At 72.2% G+C, this 15,281-nt stretch carries 16 protein-coding genes; 8 read left to right on the top strand and 8 right to left on the bottom strand.

From position 1 onward, the window contains the following. From RIF89_RS04515 to purL, 5 genes are all read right to left on the bottom strand, one after another. On the bottom strand, positions 1–719 hold a 719-nt coding region (locus RIF89_RS04515), incomplete at its 3' end, for an ABC transporter transmembrane domain-containing protein (RefSeq protein ID WP_309067946.1). A 256-nt stretch (positions 720–975) separates the two neighbouring features. Further along, positions 976–1,692, bottom strand: coding sequence for a hypothetical protein (locus RIF89_RS04520; RefSeq protein ID WP_309067947.1), 717 nt, complete (start codon positions 1,690–1,692; stop codon positions 976–978). A 32-nt stretch (positions 1,693–1,724) separates the two neighbouring features. Continuing rightward, complete coding sequence (locus tag RIF89_RS04525; protein WP_309067948.1) at positions 1,725–2,126, bottom strand: hypothetical protein; 402 nt, start codon at positions 2,124–2,126, stop codon at positions 1,725–1,727. 4 nt (positions 2,127–2,130) lie between these two features. Next, positions 2,131–2,301 carry a hypothetical protein gene (locus RIF89_RS04530; RefSeq protein ID WP_309067949.1) on the bottom strand — a complete coding sequence of 57 codons (171 nt, stop codon included), beginning with the start codon at positions 2,299–2,301 and terminating at the stop codon, positions 2,131–2,133. Next, positions 2,298–4,622: a phosphoribosylformylglycinamidine synthase subunit PurL gene (gene purL, locus RIF89_RS04535; RefSeq protein WP_309067950.1), complete on the bottom strand. Its 2,325-nt coding sequence runs from the start codon at positions 4,620–4,622 to the stop codon at positions 2,298–2,300. The genes RIF89_RS04530 and purL overlap by 4 nt, the downstream gene beginning before the upstream one ends. A gap of 100 nt (positions 4,623–4,722) precedes the next feature. Between purL and RIF89_RS04540 the strand changes: the two genes are divergently transcribed. The 3 genes from RIF89_RS04540 (at position 4,723) to RIF89_RS04550 (ending at position 7,549) form a co-directional block, all read left to right on the top strand. Then, on the top strand, positions 4,723–6,048 hold the full coding sequence (locus RIF89_RS04540) for a hypothetical protein (RefSeq protein WP_309067951.1): 1,326 nt from the start codon (positions 4,723–4,725) through the stop codon (positions 6,046–6,048). Positions 6,049–6,144: 96 nt separating this feature from the next. Next, positions 6,145–6,342 carry a hypothetical protein gene (locus RIF89_RS04545; RefSeq protein WP_309067952.1) on the top strand — a complete coding sequence of 66 codons (198 nt, stop codon included), beginning with the start codon at positions 6,145–6,147 and terminating at the stop codon, positions 6,340–6,342. Between the two features lie 103 nt (positions 6,343–6,445). Further along, entirely contained in the window at positions 6,446–7,549 is a 1,104-nt protein-coding gene (locus RIF89_RS04550; RefSeq protein ID WP_309067953.1) for an NAD(P)-dependent alcohol dehydrogenase, read from the top strand. 33 nt (positions 7,550–7,582) lie between these two features. On the opposite strand, the gene RIF89_RS04555 is transcribed toward RIF89_RS04550, so the two are convergent. Continuing rightward, positions 7,583–8,620 carry an ABC transporter permease gene (locus RIF89_RS04555; protein WP_309067954.1) on the bottom strand — a complete coding sequence of 346 codons (1,038 nt, stop codon included), beginning with the start codon at positions 8,618–8,620 and terminating at the stop codon, positions 7,583–7,585. Continuing rightward, positions 8,617–9,570: an ABC transporter ATP-binding protein gene (locus tag RIF89_RS04560; protein ID WP_309067955.1), complete on the bottom strand. Its 954-nt coding sequence runs from the start codon at positions 9,568–9,570 to the stop codon at positions 8,617–8,619. The genes RIF89_RS04555 and RIF89_RS04560 overlap by 4 nt, the downstream gene beginning before the upstream one ends. Before the next feature lie 168 nt (positions 9,571–9,738). Here RIF89_RS04560 and RIF89_RS04565 point away from each other — a divergent pair, with 168 nt between their 5' ends. The 3 genes from RIF89_RS04565 to RIF89_RS04575 all read left to right on the top strand — a co-directional run bounded on the left by RIF89_RS04565 (position 9,739) and on the right by RIF89_RS04575 (position 12,150). Continuing rightward, positions 9,739–10,539: an amino acid ABC transporter substrate-binding protein gene (locus tag RIF89_RS04565; RefSeq protein ID WP_309067956.1), complete on the top strand. Its 801-nt coding sequence runs from the start codon at positions 9,739–9,741 to the stop codon at positions 10,537–10,539. 137 nt (positions 10,540–10,676) lie between these two features. After that, positions 10,677–11,336 (top strand): amino acid ABC transporter permease, encoded by a 660-nt coding sequence (locus RIF89_RS04570; protein WP_309067957.1) that lies wholly within the window; start codon positions 10,677–10,679, stop codon positions 11,334–11,336. Beyond that, on the top strand, positions 11,323–12,150 hold the full coding sequence (locus RIF89_RS04575) for an amino acid ABC transporter ATP-binding protein (RefSeq protein WP_309067958.1): 828 nt from the start codon (positions 11,323–11,325) through the stop codon (positions 12,148–12,150). Before RIF89_RS04570 ends, RIF89_RS04575 begins: the two co-directional genes overlap by 14 nt. Before the next feature lie 249 nt (positions 12,151–12,399). On the opposite strand, the gene RIF89_RS04580 is transcribed toward RIF89_RS04575, so the two are convergent. Next, entirely contained in the window at positions 12,400–13,623 is a 1,224-nt protein-coding gene (locus tag RIF89_RS04580) for a hypothetical protein (protein ID WP_309067959.1), read from the bottom strand. Positions 13,624–13,800: 177 nt separating this feature from the next. Between RIF89_RS04580 and RIF89_RS04585 the strand changes: the two genes are divergently transcribed. Both RIF89_RS04585 and RIF89_RS04590 read left to right on the top strand, forming a co-directional pair. Beyond that, entirely contained in the window at positions 13,801–14,730 is a 930-nt protein-coding gene (locus tag RIF89_RS04585; protein ID WP_309067960.1) for a PhnD/SsuA/transferrin family substrate-binding protein, read from the top strand. Further along, positions 14,730–15,281: ATP-binding cassette domain-containing protein (locus tag RIF89_RS04590; RefSeq protein ID WP_309067961.1), on the top strand; the 552-nt coding region annotated here is incomplete at its 3' end. The genes RIF89_RS04585 and RIF89_RS04590, both read left to right, overlap by 1 nt.

Here is a 15,281-nt window from a genome sequence, read left to right on the forward strand (position 1 = left end):
GCGCGGTAGATCAGGCGCATCTCGAGGCCCGTGAGCTCGCGCAGGCGGGCGTGCACGACCGCGGAGATCTGCGCGAGGCGCCGCACCGCGAACGCCTGGCCCAGGCTCGTGCGCAGATCGTTGCGCGCCGCGACCGCCTCCTCGAACGCGGCGGCGTGATCCGTCCACGCCTCCTCCTCGACGACCTTGCGGCGTGCGATCTCGCGCAGCAGCGGCCGCGCCGCGAGGGCCACGAGCACGCCCAGCACGGGGAAGACGATCCACGCGGGCCACCACGCGACGCTGGCGACGATCCACAGCGGCACGACGCCCGCGACCGTGCGTCCCGCGCCCCACAGCTGGCGCCGGACGAGCGAGCCGACCGCGCGCGTGTCGTCGTCGACGCGGTCCATCACCTCGCCCACCGCCTGCTCGGACAGCACGGACAGCGGCTGGCTCATCGCGGCGGTCAGCAGGTCGGCGCGCAGGCGCCCCTCGGCGCGGTCGACGACCCCGGCCCACAGCACCTGGCCGACGCTGTCGAGCACCGCGCCGCCGACGACGCACAGGGCGAAGAGGAGCAGCGCGCTGGTCGTGGCATTCGCGGCGAGCCACCCGGCGACGACGGCGCCGGCGGCCTGCCCGATCGCCCCCGCCAGGAGCAGCATGAGCGCGAGGAACGACGCGATGCCGCGCAGGCGCCGCCAGTCGAGCCGCCGCCACCGCGGCGTCTCGGGCACGCCCGGAGGCGCACCCGCCGGATCGTCGGTGAGGGAGGGCGCGGGGGGGAGGCGAGACGCTGCCTGGGACATCACGGATGACGCTACTGCGGACTGCCGACAATTGGCGCGTCGGGCATCCGAAGCGGGCGTGCCTGCTCGCGAAACCCCGCCGGATCATCCACCCCGCGCGAGGCCGGATGCCGGTTCGGTGAACGGGTGCGCGCCCGCCTCCGGCCGGCCGGGCGGGCGGCCGCCAAGCCGCGACGGCGGGACGTCAGGCGGGCTCGGGCGGGCGGCGCTGCTCGATCGGCGGCGCGACCTTCTTCTCGAGCACCTCGATCGCCTCCTCCGAGACCGCGATCAGGCCGTCGAGCTCCTCCCGCACGCGCTTGTAGGCCACCTGCCGCTCGGCCGGCGTCGCCGAGGTGTCGACCGCGACCTGAAGCAGCTGCTGCGCGCGATGCAGCCGCTTGCGCTCGGCCTCCGTGAACCCGCTGTCCCGCACGCGGCGCGCATCCTGCTCGGCCACGTCGAACGCGACCTCGTAGTCGTGCACGGCGTCGCGGTACTCGGCGAGGGCGTCGGCGTCGAGCCGTGCCTGGGCCGACGGCGGTCGCAGCTCGTCGGCGACCTTCTTGGCGCGCAGGAACGCCGCCGTCAGCGGCTCGCGGCCGTCGCTCATCGTCGGGAAGGCGATGAGCTTGGCGACGTCCAGCTCGTAGTCGAGCCAGCGCCGGGTCACGTCGTCGTGCGCGTCCATCAGTCGCGTCAGCCGATCGGCGCGCGTGCGGGCATCCGACTCCGCCACGCCCGCGGGCAGCGCCTGCGCCGCGAGAGCTTTCGCCTCGGCCTTGGCGCGGATCAGCTCGAGCCGGCGCTTGTGGCGGTCCTTCGTGTACTTCGACCACCAGCCGCCCACGCCGCTGGCGACGCCCATGAGCGGAAACACGATCCACCAGTAACCGCCGACGAACCTCAGGATCTCGTCCACGTTCAGACTCTAGGTGCAGGGCGTGGTGGACGTCAGCGCCCCGACGCCCAGGCTCCGAGGCTGACGACGTCGGCCGCGGAGAGCACGGAGCCGAGCGAGACGGCGCCGTCGTAACCGGTCGCGTGCGCGAGGATCCACGACGCGGGATCCGCGCCGGCGGCGAGCGGCGCGATGACGGAGTCTGCGGCAGGGGCGTCGGCGCGGAACAGGAAGGCGAGCGGATCACCCGTGACGGTCTCCAGGATCGTCGCGCGTCCCGCGGCCGCGTCCCGCAGGTCGTCGAGGCGGAACGTCGCGCCGTCCGCGAAGCGGACGCACGGCACCGTCCTGCGCCCGAGCAGACCCGGCAGGGCGACGGGCACGATCTCCGCGGTGGTTCCCCCGCCCGACCACGGCGCGCCGGGCAGCGGGGACTCGACGCGACGTCCGAACACCGGCTCAGCCCAGCAGCAGGGCGAACACGGTCGCGCCGCCGCCCGTGACGAGCAGCGCGCCGATCACCACCCACGCGACGACGCGGATGCGTCGATTGCGGCGCTCCGACCAGACGTCCGCGGCCTCACCGTCGGCCTCCAGCTCGGAGTGGTTGATCCGCATCGGGTCGGTCATGACGCCACCGGCTCCGCGACCGTCGGGCCGAAGGCGGCGGGAAGCGTGCCCGTCGACAGCGCGCGAAGCTCGGCCACCGGCACGGTGAACAGGTCGGTCACCTCGAGAGCCGGGCCCTCCGCGTCGGAACCGGCGTCGGTCACGCCGATGCGCAGCACGGGGTAGCCGCGGCCCTCGCACAGCCCGCGGAACTTCACGTCCTCCTCGCGAGGGACCGTGACGATCACGCGGCCGGTCGACTCGGAGAACAGCGCCGTGGCGGCGTCGATGCCGGAGGTCTCCATGAGCTCGCGCAGCCACACGCGGGCGCCGACGCCGAAGCGCAGCACCGCGTCGACGAGCGCCTGGGCGAGGCCGCCCTCCGACAGGTCGTGCGCGCTTGAGACGAGCATCTCGTCCTTCGCGGCCTGGATCAGGCCCGCCAGCCGGCGCTCGCCCGCGAGGTCGACCTTGGGCGGGCGCCCGCCGAGGTGACCGTGGATCGTGCCGGCCCACGCCGATCCGTCCAGCTCGAGGCCGGTCGTGCCGAGCAGGTAGATGTTCTCGCCGGCGTCCTGCCATCCGCTCGGGATGCGGCGTGCGACGTCGTCGATGATGCCCAGCACGCCGACGACCGGGGTCGGGTGGATCGGGACGTCGCCGGTCTGGTTGTAGAACGACACGTTGCCGCCCGTGACGGGGACGCCCAGCTCGAGGCACGCGTCGGACAGGCCGTCGACGGCCTGCGAGAACTGCCACATGACCTCGGGGTTCTCGGGAGAGCCGAAGTTCAGGCAGTCGGTCACGGCGACAGGCGAAGCGCCCGTGACGGCGACGTTGCGGTACGCCTCCGCGAGGGCCAGCTGCGCGCCCGCGTAGGGGTCGAGCTGGCAGTAGCGGCCGTTCGCATCCGTCGCGATCGAGACGCCAAGGCCCGTCTCCTCGTCGACGCGGATCATGCCCGCGTCGTCGGGGAAGGCGAGCGCCGTGTTTCCGAGCACGTAGTAGTCGTACTGGTTCGTGATCCAGCTCGCGTCGGCCAGGTTGGGCGACGCCGTCAGCCTCTTCAGCTGATCCAGGATCTCGGCGCCCTCCGTGGGCCGAGCGAGGACCGCGGCCGAGTCTGCCTGCAGCGCGTCGAGCCAGGCGGGGTAGGCGACGGGACGCTCGTAGACCGGGCCGTCGACTGCGACGGTCGTGGGGTCGACGTCGACGATGGTCTCGCCGTCCCACGTGATGACGAGGCGGCCGTCGCCCGTGACCTCGCCGAGCACGCTGGTCTCGACGTCCCACTTCTCGACGACCTCGAGGAACGCGTCGAGCTTCTCGGGCGCGACGATCGCCATCATGCGCTCCTGAGACTCGCTCATCAGGATCTCCTCGGCGGTGAGCGAGGGATCGCGCAGCAGCACGTTCGTGAGCTCGACGTTCATGCCCGATCCGCCGTTGGCGGCGAGCTCGCTCGTGGCGCACGAGATGCCCGCGGCGCCGAGGTCCTGGATCGCCTCCACGAGGTCGCCCGCGTACAGCTCGAGGCAGCACTCGATGAGCACCTTCTCGGCGAACGGGTCGCCCACCTGCACCGCGGGGCGCTTGGTCGGGCCGCCGTCGGCGAACGTGTCGGAGGCGAGGATCGACGCGCCGCCGATGCCGTCGCCGCCCGTGCGGGCGCCGAACAGCACGACCTTGTTGCCCGCGCCGGTGGCGTTGGCGAGGCGGATGTCCTCGTGCCGCATGACGCCCACCGCGAGCGCGTTGACGAGCGGGTTGGCCTGGTAGACGCCGTCGAACACGGTCTCGCCGCCGATGTTGGGCAGGCCGAGGCAGTTGCCGTACGACGAGATGCCGCTCACGACGCCGTGCACGACGCGAGCGGTGTCGGGGTGGTCGATCGCGCCGAAGCGCAGCTGATCCATGACGGCGACGGGACGGGCGCCCATCGAGATGATGTCGCGCACGATGCCGCCGACGCCGGTCGCGGCGCCCTGGAACGGCTCGATGTAGGAGGGATGGTTGTGCGACTCCACCTTGAACGTCACGGCCCAGCCCTCGCCCACGTCGACGACGCCGGCGTTCTGGCCCATGCCGACCATCAGGCGCTTCTTCATCTCGTCCGAGACCTTCTGCCCGAAGCGGCGCAGGTAGATCTTGCTCGACTTGTAGGAGCAGTGCTCGGACCACATCACGGAGTACATCGCCAGCTCGCCCGAGGTGGGGCGGCGGCCGAGGATCTCGCGGATCTTCGCGTACTCGTCGGGCTTCAGACCCAGCGCCTCGAAGGGCTGCTCGCGCTCAGGCGTGGCGGCCGCGTTGGCGACGGTATCGATCGTGGGGGTGGTCACGCGGGAGGCTCCTCGACGGGCGGCGGGCCGGACGGGGATCCAGTCTATCCGCGCGCCATATCGGTCGGCCGCACGCGTCCCGCGCGGATACGCTCGAGCAGTGGCCAGACGCGACCTCGACCTCATCCGCAACGTCGACGAGGCGCTGCGGGGAGACGCGTTCGACCTGCTGGCGTACGCGTCGATCGTGCTCGAGATGCTGCGGCGACCGCTCGATCCGGAAGGCCGCCCCGTGAGCGGCATGCCCACGCTCGGCGACATGGTCGACCGCACGCTCGCCGACGCCGTGCGGCAGTCCGACGCGCTGCTGCTCGCGATGGCGACGCTGCTCGACGGGTCCGGCTCGGCCGACACCGCGCTCGCGGCGCGCATCCGGGCCGAGGCCGGCGGCCGGTGGCGGCTGCCGGACTGGATCGCACAGGTCGGCGCGCCGCGGATCACGGGGACCGCGGCGTTCGACCACGTGCTCGGCGCGGACGCGACGATCCTGATCGGCGCGACGCTCGCGGACGGCACGCCCGCCACCGCGACGGTGTTCATCGACCGGGACGCGGGCGGCCTGATCGCAGACGCCTTCCTCGCGCCCGAGACGCTGGAGACCGCGCTCGCCGCCGGCGCCCGCGGGGTCGACGCGGACGAGTTCCCGCGTGCCGAGATCGCGCCGGCCGACGCCCGCGCGCGCATCGAGCGCGCGATCGCGGACGACCTGGCGCTCGATCCTCCGCTCGTCACGGCGACGTGGCCGTCGTGCCGCCCGCTGCTGGCCTGGATCCTGCGGGCGCTGCCGGAGGGCGGCGAGGGCTTCCCACGGGCCGACGCGGATCCCGCCCTGGACGACGAGCTGGTGGCCGCGGTGGCGCAGCGGCTCACCGGATCCGAGCAGCACGCGCGCACGCTCGTCGCCCTCAACCGCGAGCACAGCGGCGCGGGCGACCCGAGGCTGTGGAGCGACACGTTCGTCGAGACGCTGCTGCTCGACCTGCTGCCGTTCGAGGAGGCGGCGCAGTCCGATCCCGACGGCATGGTGGACGCGCTGCGCGCCGTGATCGAGGAGGGGCACTCCCGCACGGGCGTGGCGGAGCGGTTCACGCGCGCGTCGCTCGAGGCGGTCGACGAGCTCGAGGACTCCCTGCGGCACCTGCTCGAGTCCGGCGACGACGACCCCGCCCGGCGCGGGGACGAGCTCGCGTCGCTCGCCGTGCGGGTCGGCGGTCGCCGGCACCTGGACGCGCTCGACGCGATCCCGATCACGCGCGTCGTTCCGGACCACCGCGGCCTGGATGCTGGCGCCCTCGCCGGCCTCGAGACCGTGCGCGGTCTCGCGGAGCGGGCGTGCGCGGAGGTGTTCGGCGATCCCGAGCTGGCCGTCTCGGCCGCCCGCATCGCCGATCTGCTCGCGGAGGCCGATGCCCGCCTTTTCGCTTAGGGCAAGCCCGAGCTGGCCGCCGCCGCGATCGCGTGGATCGCGGGCACGGCGAACGATGCGTTCGAGCCGGCCGGTCCCGCACAGCCCGCCGCGCTCATGGCCTCCCTGGGGCTGCGCGGCGGCAGTCCCGCCGGTCGGGCGGGCGCGTACCTCGCGGCGCTCGGCGTCGCGGACCCCGATGCGTGGCCCGCGCTTCCGGCTCTCGGCGATCCGTCGCTGCTCACCTCCCGCACGCGCCGCGAGCTCATCCGCCGCCGCGACGAGGCGCGCGCGGCCGACGGCCCGCCCGCGTAGCCCCGCGCCTCCCTTTCAGCGGAAGCGACGCTCGCCCGCCCCCGCGGCCGCGGCGTAGAGTCGCGACGCCGCGAGCGCGGCGCCCGTCACAAGGAGGTTTCGGATGAACGTCAAGGCTGCCGTCGTCGAGGAGCTGCACGCGCCGCTGCGGATCCAGGAGCTCGCCCTCGACGAGCCCCGGGCCGATGAGGTGCAGGTGCGCATGGTCGCGACGGGCGTGTGCCACACCGACGCGGTCGTGCGCGACGGGTGGATCCCCACCAGCGGGCTGCCCATGGTGCTGGGGCACGAGGGCGCCGGCGTCGTCGAGAAGGTGGGCGCCGCCGTGACCCATCTCAGCCCCGGCGACCACGTGGTGCTGAGCGTCAACAGCTGCGGCACGTGCCGCTCCTGCCTGTCGGGCCATCCGGCCTACTGCGAGAACATCTACATCCACAACTTCGCGGGCGGGCGCCCCGACGGGTCCAGCGCGTTCACGACCGCCGACGGATCGCCCGTGCGCTCCCACTTCTTCGGACAGTCCTCGTTCGCCGAGGTCGTCAACGCATCCGTGCGCAGCGTCGTGAAGATCCCCGAGGACTTCCCGCTCGAGCTCGCCGGCCCGCTCGGCTGCGGCGTCCAGACCGGAGCGGGCGCGGTGCTCAACGTGCTGCGGCTGGCGCCCGGCGGCAGCTTCGTCGTGTTCGGGGCGGGGGCCGTCGGCCTGTCCGCGCTGCTGGGCGCGGTCGCCAGCCGCGCCGGCACGATCATCGCGGTCGACATCAACGACGCCCGGCTCGAGCTCGCCACCGAGCTGGGAGCGACGCACGTCGTCAACGGCGCGGACGAGGACGCGGTCGCGCGCATCCACGAGATCACGGGCGGCGGCGTCCAGACCGCGCTCGACACGACGGGCAACCCGCGCGTCTTCCGCCAGATGATCGACGCGCTCGGGGTCGCTGGCCACGCGGGTGCGCTGGGCGCCGCGTCGGCCGGCAGCGAGGGCGTGATCGATCTGCCCACCGCGCTGTCGCGCGGGATCCGGATCACGTGGGTCGTCGAGGGCGACGCCGTCCCGCAGCTGTTCATCCCCGAGCTGATCGCGCTGCATCGCGCGGGGCACTTCCCGTTCGACCGACTGGTGAAGACCTACGCGTTCGACGACATCAACACGGCGTTCGACGACTCCGAGTCGGGGGAGGTCATCAAGCCCGTCGTGCTGTTCTGAGCGCGATCGCCGCCCGCGCGGACCGCGGGCGCGTCAGGCGATACGCGTGCCGGTCGGCAGGCGGCCGGCGGGTGTGCGCGTGCGCGCCCACGCCCACCACAGCGCACCCGCCGCGAGCAGCACGTGGATGGCGAGCCCGACGAACCAGCTCGGGGTCGACGACGCGAGGATGTCCTCGGGCGTCGGCGCCTGCTGGCCCTGCGGCTGCTCGCACTCGTCGTACACCGGGTGCGGGTCGGGCGTCTGCTGCGCGAAGCGGATGCCGAGCTTGATCTGGCCGAAGAGGTCGACGGGCATGCCGTTGCGATCCAGCGTCGTGGGCGTCGCATCCGCCAGGATCACGTAGGGGTTCGCGGCCAGGAAGCCCCACACGAGGTCGAACCGCGGCGTCTCCGACCGGAAGGTCTCCCACTGCCCGCACTCGTACGGTGGCTCGCCCTCGTACACGAGGTATCGGTTCTCCATGACGACCTCGGTGCGCACCGCCGCGCCACCCAGGCCGAACGCGATCAGCGTGCCGATGCTCAGGGCCGCGACCGCCAGGTACGTCACCGCGACGGAGAACAGCGGCCGCGCCAGCACGCCGGAGAGCCCCACGCCGATCGCGGCGACCACGCCCACCTCGGCGACCAGCACGAGCAGCGACACCATGATCACCCCGGGCGCGCTGCCGCCCGCGATCGTCGCGATCAGGATGAAGGGCACGGCGACCGCGAGGAACGCCAGCCCGGTGACCCAGGCCGCGAGGAACTTGCCGAGCACGATCTGCCCGGTCGTGGCCAGCGTGACCTGGACGGGCGCGAGTGTCGCGGCGTCGCGGTCGCCGTTGATCGCGTTGCCGCTCAGGGCAGGCGACACGAGCGTGGCCAGCAGCAGCACGAACAGCACGACGATCGAGTACACGAGGCCGCCCACCGCGTCCCAGTTGCCCGAGACCATGAACGCGAGCACGGTCACGATCAGCAGCAGCGCGGCGAACACGCCCAGGAGGACGTACCAGGCGACGCTGCGCACGCGCTGGCGCAGCTCGAGGCCGACGATCGTGCCGAGGCCGCTCAGATAGGTGCTCACGACGCGCGATCCTCCGGTGTGCCCAGCCCCAGGAACGTCTGCTCGAGCCGCCCCGTGACGGGGGCGAACTCCACCACGGGGAGACCGGCCGCGACGAGCGACGCGAGGCAGGCTGCCGCGGTCTCGTCGGAGGCGAGCGGCACGACCAGGTCGCTGCGATCACGGCGCACGGTCGAGACGTCGACGCCCGCGCCGACGAGCGCGGAGACGAACTCCCCCGACGCGGCCGGGTCCCGGCCCGGCAGGAAGCGGATGCGCCAGTCGCGTGTGCCAGACCCGGCCCGCGCGACCCGGTCGTCCGCCACCGTCGCGCCCTTGACCATGTACACCGCGCCGTCCGCGATCTCCTCGAGCTCGGAGAGCACGTGGCTCGAGACCAGGATCGTGCGGCCGTCCGCCGCGAGTCCCCGCAGCAGCACGCGCAGTTCGATGCGCGCCTGCGGATCCAGCCCGGACGCGGGCTCGTCCAGCAGGAGCACCGCGGGGTCGTGCACGAGCGCCCGCGCCAGTCCCAGGCGCTGCTTCTGGCCGCGCGAGAGCACGCGCGCCGGGCGGTCGGCGAGGTCGACGAGACCCACGAGCCCGAGCAGCTCCGCTGCCCTCGCCGCCGCGCGCTCGCGCGGCAGGCGGTACAGCCGTCCGGTGACGATGAGCGTCTCGCGAGCGGTGAGGGACGGCCACGCGCCGAGCGCGTCGGGCATCCAGCCGATGCGCGCCCGCACGTCCGCGGCCCCCTCGACCGGGTCGGCTCCCGCGATCCGCACGGACCCCGCGTCCGGGCGCAGCAGCGAGGCGAGCATCAGCAGCAGCGTGGTCTTGCCGGAGCCGTTGGGCCCCACGAGCGCCGTGACCCTGCCGGCCGGCGCCTCGAACGTCGCGTCGGACACCGCGTGCACGTCGCCGAAGGAACGCCGCAGGCCTCGAGCGACGATGCCGGGGGTGTCTGCCACGGCCAGAGCCTATGCCGTGAGCGGCCGACCGGGCACCCATTCAGCGGGACGGCGCGTCGCCCGCGGGAAGAAACACGGCGTCACGGCGGTTCGACAACCCTTGGGCCCCGTGCTGAGCTTGATGGTCGGGCCCTCGCCCGCAATCCGCTTCCCGAAGGATCCCCTCACATGCGCATCTCCCGCATCGCCACCGCCACCGTCGCCTCCGCGGCCCTGCTCGCCCTGGCCGGCTGCGCAAGCCAGTCCGCCGAGGACGGTGCGACCGCAGACGGGCCCGCCGCGCTGTCGGACGGCACGCTCGTCGTGGCGACCGAGGGCACCTACCCTCCCTTCAGCTTCCACGCGGACGGATCGGGTGAGCTCACGGGCTACGACGTCGAGGTCGCGCGCGCGGTCGGCGAGAAGCTCGGCGTCGAGATCGAGTTCCAGGAGACGCAGTGGGATGCGATCTTCGCCGGGCTCGACGCCGGCCGCTTCGAGACCATCGCGAACCAGGTCACGATCAACGACGAGCGCGAGGCGAAGTACACGTTCTCGGCGCCGTACACGGTCTCTCCCGGCGTCATCGTCGTCCCGGAGGACGTCACCGACATCGCGTCGTTCGACGACCTCGACGGCAAGACCACGGCCCAGTCGCTCTCGAGCAACTGGTACGCGCTCGCCGAGGAGTCGGGCGCCAAGGTCGAGCCCGTCGAGGGCTGGGCGCAGTCGGTCGAGCTGCTCGCGCAGGGCCGCGTCGACGCGACCATCAACGACAAGCTCACGTACCTCGACTACGTCGCGCAGAACCCCGACGCGGGCCTGAAGATCGCGGCCGAGACGCCCGAGCAGGGCGAGATGGCGTTCGTCGTCACGAACGACAACGCCGAGCTCGCCGAGGCGATCGACGGCGCCCTCGCCGAGCTGTCGGAGGACGGCACGCTCGCCGAACTGGGCGAGGAGTTCTTCGGCGAGGACGTCAGCAAGTAACACGCCGCAGGACGCGCGTCCCACTTCTCGCCGGTATCCCGGGCGCGACAGCGGCGTCAAGTGCGACACGCTGATCCGCATTCCGGCACAGACTGGGACATGCGCGGCCGCGGGCGTGCGCGGGAAGGGGGAGCCGGATGGACTGGCAGCTCGTCGGCGAAGCCTTCTGGCCGCTGCTGCTCGGCGGCCTGACGGGCACGATCCCGCTGACCCTCGCGTCGTTCGCGCTGGGCCTGGTGATCGCGCTGGGCATCGCGCTGCTGCGGCTGTCGCCCAACCGCGTGCTGTCGTGGATCGGCCGTGCCTACGTCTCGGCGATCCGCGGCACGCCGCTGCTCGTGCAGCTCTTCGTGATCTTCTACGGACTGCCGTCGCTCGGGATCACGCTGCCGCCCTGGCCGTCCGCGATCATCGCGCTGTCGATGAACGTCGGAGGCTACGCGGCCGAGATCATCCGCGCCGCGATCCTGTCCGTCCCCCGCGGGCAGTGGGAGGCCGGCTACACGATCGGCATGTCGAACGCCGTGACGCTGCGCCGGATCATCCTGCCGCAGGCGGCGCGCGTGAGCGTGCCGCCCCTGTCGAACACCTTCATCTCGCTGGTGAAGGACACGTCGCTCGCGTCGACGATCCTCGTCACGGAGATGTTCAAGGAGGCGCAGCGCATCGCCGCCTTCTCGAGTGAGTTCATGACCGTCTACATCCTGGCGGCGTTCATCTACTGGCTGTTCTGCACGGTGCTCGCCGCGGCGCAGGATCGCGTGGAGAGGAGGCTCGACCGCTATGTCGCCCACTGAGGATGCACCGGTCGGCCGCCGTCCCGCCGACGTCACGCCGTCCGACGCGGTCATCGAGACACCGCTGCTGCGCGCGATCGACGTGCGCAAGAGCTTCGGAGACCACGAGGTGCTCAGAGGCATCGACCTCGAGGTGCGCCGCGGCGAGGTCGTCGCCCTGATCGGGCCGAGCGGTTCGGGCAAGACCACGGTGCTGCGGTCGCTGAACGGACTGGAGACGCCGGACGCCGGCACGCTCGTGTTCGACGGCGGACCGCGGGTCGACTTCGCGCGCGGAGTCACGAAGCAGGAGCGGTTCGCCGTCCGCGACCGCTCGGCGATGGTGTTCCAGCACCACAATCTCTTCCCGCACCGCACGGTGATCCAGAACGTCATCGAGGGACCCGTGACCGTGCAGCGCGAGCCGCGAGCGGAGGCGATCGCGCGTGCCGAGGAGCTGCTCGACCGCGTCGGGCTGGCTGCCAAGCGCGACGCGTACCCGCACGAGCTGTCCGGCGGTCAGCAGCAGCGCGTCGGGATCGTGCGCGCCCTCGCGCTGCGTCCCGATCTGCTGCTGTTCGACGAGCCGACGTCGGCGCTCGACCCCGAGCTCGTCGGCGAGGTGCTGCTCGTCATGAAGGAGCTCGCCGACGAGGGCTGGACCATGGTGGTCGTGACGCACGAGCTGCAGTTCGCGCGCGAGGTCGCCGACGAGGTGCTGTTCCTCGACGGCGGCGTCGTGGCCGAGCGCGGGTCGGCCGAGCAGATCTTCCGCGCGCCGAAGAACGAGCGCACCCGGCGCTTCCTCGACCGAATCCTTCGGCCCCTCTCCTGACGCGCCCGCGCGCGCGATCCAGCCGCTCAGACCGGTGACGGCCCGTGCTCGGAAAAAAACTTCCAGAACTCGCGTAACCGATCCGGCCTGCCCGCGTCTCTTCAGGTGAAGACGTCGCCAGGCGGACGGTGCTGGGGGGCACCGGCGTCAGGCTGTGCGATCAGATCCCGATTGATCGCCGGGGTCCGGATGACTCGGGGGAGGACACATCCGGGCCCTGACTCTTCCTTGCGTCGGCGCTGGTCTCGATCAGCTGTGGAGCAGGACGCCGATCACACCGAACAGGATCGGCGCCAGCGCGAGACCCACGACCGCCAGGATGCCCACGACCGCGACCCACGGGAAGCCTCCGCGGAGTCGTCGACCCGGCTGCGCGACGCCCTTCGGCCCGAGCCAGTCGGCCGCGGGCGGCGGGGCGGCGGTCATCGTGGTGTGGAACGGCAGCGGTGCGGTCAGGGGAGCGCCGCTCGACGCGGCCAGGGCGGACCGGGCCTGCGCCTGCGCGACGGCGCGCGCATGCTCGGCGGCGAGTCGCTCGTCACGCCAGCGCTGCCACTGCGCGAGCTTGTCCATCAGTGCGGACACCGCGGAGAACAGCCATGCCCACGTGCCGGCATCCGTGGTCGAGACCGGGCGTCCGGTGTAGAGGAACATCCAGTCGTCGACGATCTCGACGTCGAGCTGTGCGACGTTGTCGATGAACCGCGACATGATGTCGGGCGTGAACAGGTACAGCGCGTCGCGCTCGTAGCCCTCGGGGCAGTAGAGCGTGAAGTACCGGTCGAAGTCGCCCTCGAGACTCAGCCGCTGCGCCTTGGCGAACTGCGCGGGCAGGTTCGAGCCGAACACCGAGTTGTTGCCGACGGCGTCGAGGACGATGTGCGGCAGGGGCGTGCCGAGGTGGATCGCCACGTAGCCCCACCGGTGCGTCGTCTGCTCCTTGCCGGACCCGGTCGTGTACTGGTAGTTCGCGAACTCCACGAAGCGCGGCTGCTCGCCGCGGACGAGGTCGCTGGCGGCGCGTGAGCTGCCGCGGTTGAAGATCATTCCCGGCAGTCGCGGCTCGGCGAGGTTCGGGAGGTACGACATCGCGTTCGCGCGCGCGAACCTGTCCAGGCGGTAGCGCCGCTCCTTGGTCGAGCTCAGGTTGGCCCGCACCAGGAAGAACACGCCCACCGCGATGCCGGAGACGATCAGGACGATCAGCACCACCGGCAGCAGACCCGCCGCACCGCCACGCCCGGCGGTCGCGATCGCGAACGCTCCGAAGGCGAACAGCATCGGCAGAAGCGCGCCCGCCACGACGATGCCGCCGATCACGAGGAGCACGATCGCCGTGACGTTCAAGCCGAATCCGGGCGAGCGGCGCTTCAGCTCCTCGTGGAAGCGCTGTACGGCTCGCGGATCCACGGGCTCGAACAGCGGCCGCGCCTCGAACGGGAAGGTGCGTGGCTGCGGGGCGGGGGTGCTCACGCACGTCAACGTAGCGTGCGGACGGCACCGACCGGCACAGCGTCGGTCCGGCAGGGGCGACTGCGGCCGTCGAGTGTTCACCTCCCGTTCCTTTTCAGGTACGGCGTTCTCGTAATTCCGCGTCACCTCCGGCGGCTTCCCTGATCAGCGACCCCCTTCCTCCCGAAAGGAACCCCCATGCATCGCCGTGCCCTCCCTGCTGCCGGCCTTCTCGGTCTGTCCGCCCTGCTCGCGCTCACCGGCTGCGCCGGCGCCTCCGCCGGTGCCGCGGCGTCCGCCGGGACCGCCGACGCGACCGAGCCGATCACGTTCGCCACCACGCCGCTCGGAGACGACCCTGCCGCGAACCCCGTCGTCGCCTTCGCCGACCTGATCGAGGCGGAGACCGGACGTGTAGTCGAGGTCGTCGACGTCCCCGACTACACCGCGGTGCTCGAGGCGCTGCGCAACCACCACGTCGACATCGGCTTCATGAGCGGGTTTCCGTCCGCGCTCGCCGTGAACACCGGGGAGATCGACGCCCTGGTCGCGTGGGGCGGCAAGGACGAGCCCGTCTCGACCTGCATCGTGCTCGACGACTCGCCGCTGCAGAAGCTCGAGGACATCACGCCCGAGACCGTCGTCGCGTTCGCCGACCCGGCGTCGAGCTCGGGCTACTTCATGCCGGTCAAGATGCTGCACGACGCGGGCCTCGAGAAGGACGTCGACTACACGAGCCTGTTCGCGGGCGATCACGTGATGGGCTTCCAGGCGCTCAAGCAGGGCCAGGCCGACGTGTCGTGCACCGCCACGCTGTTCCCCACCATGGCGGGCACCAACCCCGACATGTTCCCGTTCGAGGAGGGCGAGACCCGTTCGATCGGGCTGAGCGACTCGATGCCCGTCTCGGTGACGGTGCTCGCGGACCAGCAGATCGACGCCGAGAAGGCCGAGCTGCTGAAGGAGGTCCTCCCGAAGGTGTTCGTCGAGGAGAACGCCGAGCAGCTCGGCGCGATGTTCGAGGCGATGCAGGGCGGCGAGGCGATCGTCGACCCGCAGCCCGAGCTGTTCCAGCCGTTCGTCGACATCGCCGCGATCGCCGACGTCGACATCTCGGACCTCGGCTGATGAGCGGGGCCGACTCCGCGGTCGCTCCCACGACGGCCGAGCTGCGACAGCAGCTGCCGCTCGTGACCGTGCGCGACCTGCGCGTCGCGTACGGTGACGGGCCGGTCGTCCTCGACGGCGTGGACCTCGATCTGCACCCGGGCGAGGTCGTGGCGCTGCTGGGATCCAGCGGATCCGGGAAGTCGACGCTGATGAGGACGCTCACGGGATTCGCGCCGCTCGGGGCGGGCGCCGTGCGCGTGGCCGGGCACGACGTGGCGAACCTGCAGCGCGGAGAACTGCGCCGGCTCCGCGCCGACGTGGGTCAGATCTTCCAGCAGTTCAACCTGATCGGCCGGCTCAGCGTGCTCACGAACGTGCTCACGGGCGCGCTGCACGATGCCGGACCGCTGAACCTCATCGGGGGGTTCCCGAGCGCCCACCGCACGCGCGCGCTCGAGCTGCTCGACAGGGTCGGCATAGCCCACAAGGCGAAGGACGAGGCGCGCTCGCTGTCGGGAGGCCAGCAGCAGCGTGTGGCGATCGCGCGCGCGCTGATGCAGCAGCCGAAG

This window comes from Microbacterium sp., from assembly GCF_031178525.1.
Classification (GTDB): Bacteria; Actinomycetota; Actinomycetes; order Actinomycetales; family Microbacteriaceae; genus Microbacterium.

Coding starts and splice junctions, on each gene's coding strand:
- RIF89_RS04570 (WP_309067957.1), top strand. CDS start 10,677: ATGGACTGGCAGCTCGTCGGCGAAGCCTTCTGGCCGCTGCTGCTCGGC.
- RIF89_RS04585 (WP_309067960.1), top strand. CDS start 13,801: ATGCATCGCCGTGCCCTCCCTGCTGCCGGCCTTCTCGGTCTGTCCGCC.
- RIF89_RS04545 (WP_309067952.1), top strand. CDS start 6,145: ATGGCCTCCCTGGGGCTGCGCGGCGGCAGTCCCGCCGGTCGGGCGGGC.
- RIF89_RS04575 (WP_309067958.1), top strand. CDS start 11,323: ATGTCGCCCACTGAGGATGCACCGGTCGGCCGCCGTCCCGCCGACGTC.
- RIF89_RS04530 (WP_309067949.1), bottom strand. CDS start 2,301: ATGACCGACCCGATGCGGATCAACCACTCCGAGCTGGAGGCCGACGGT.
- RIF89_RS04565 (WP_309067956.1), top strand. CDS start 9,739: ATGCGCATCTCCCGCATCGCCACCGCCACCGTCGCCTCCGCGGCCCTG.
- RIF89_RS04550 (WP_309067953.1), top strand. CDS start 6,446: ATGAACGTCAAGGCTGCCGTCGTCGAGGAGCTGCACGCGCCGCTGCGG.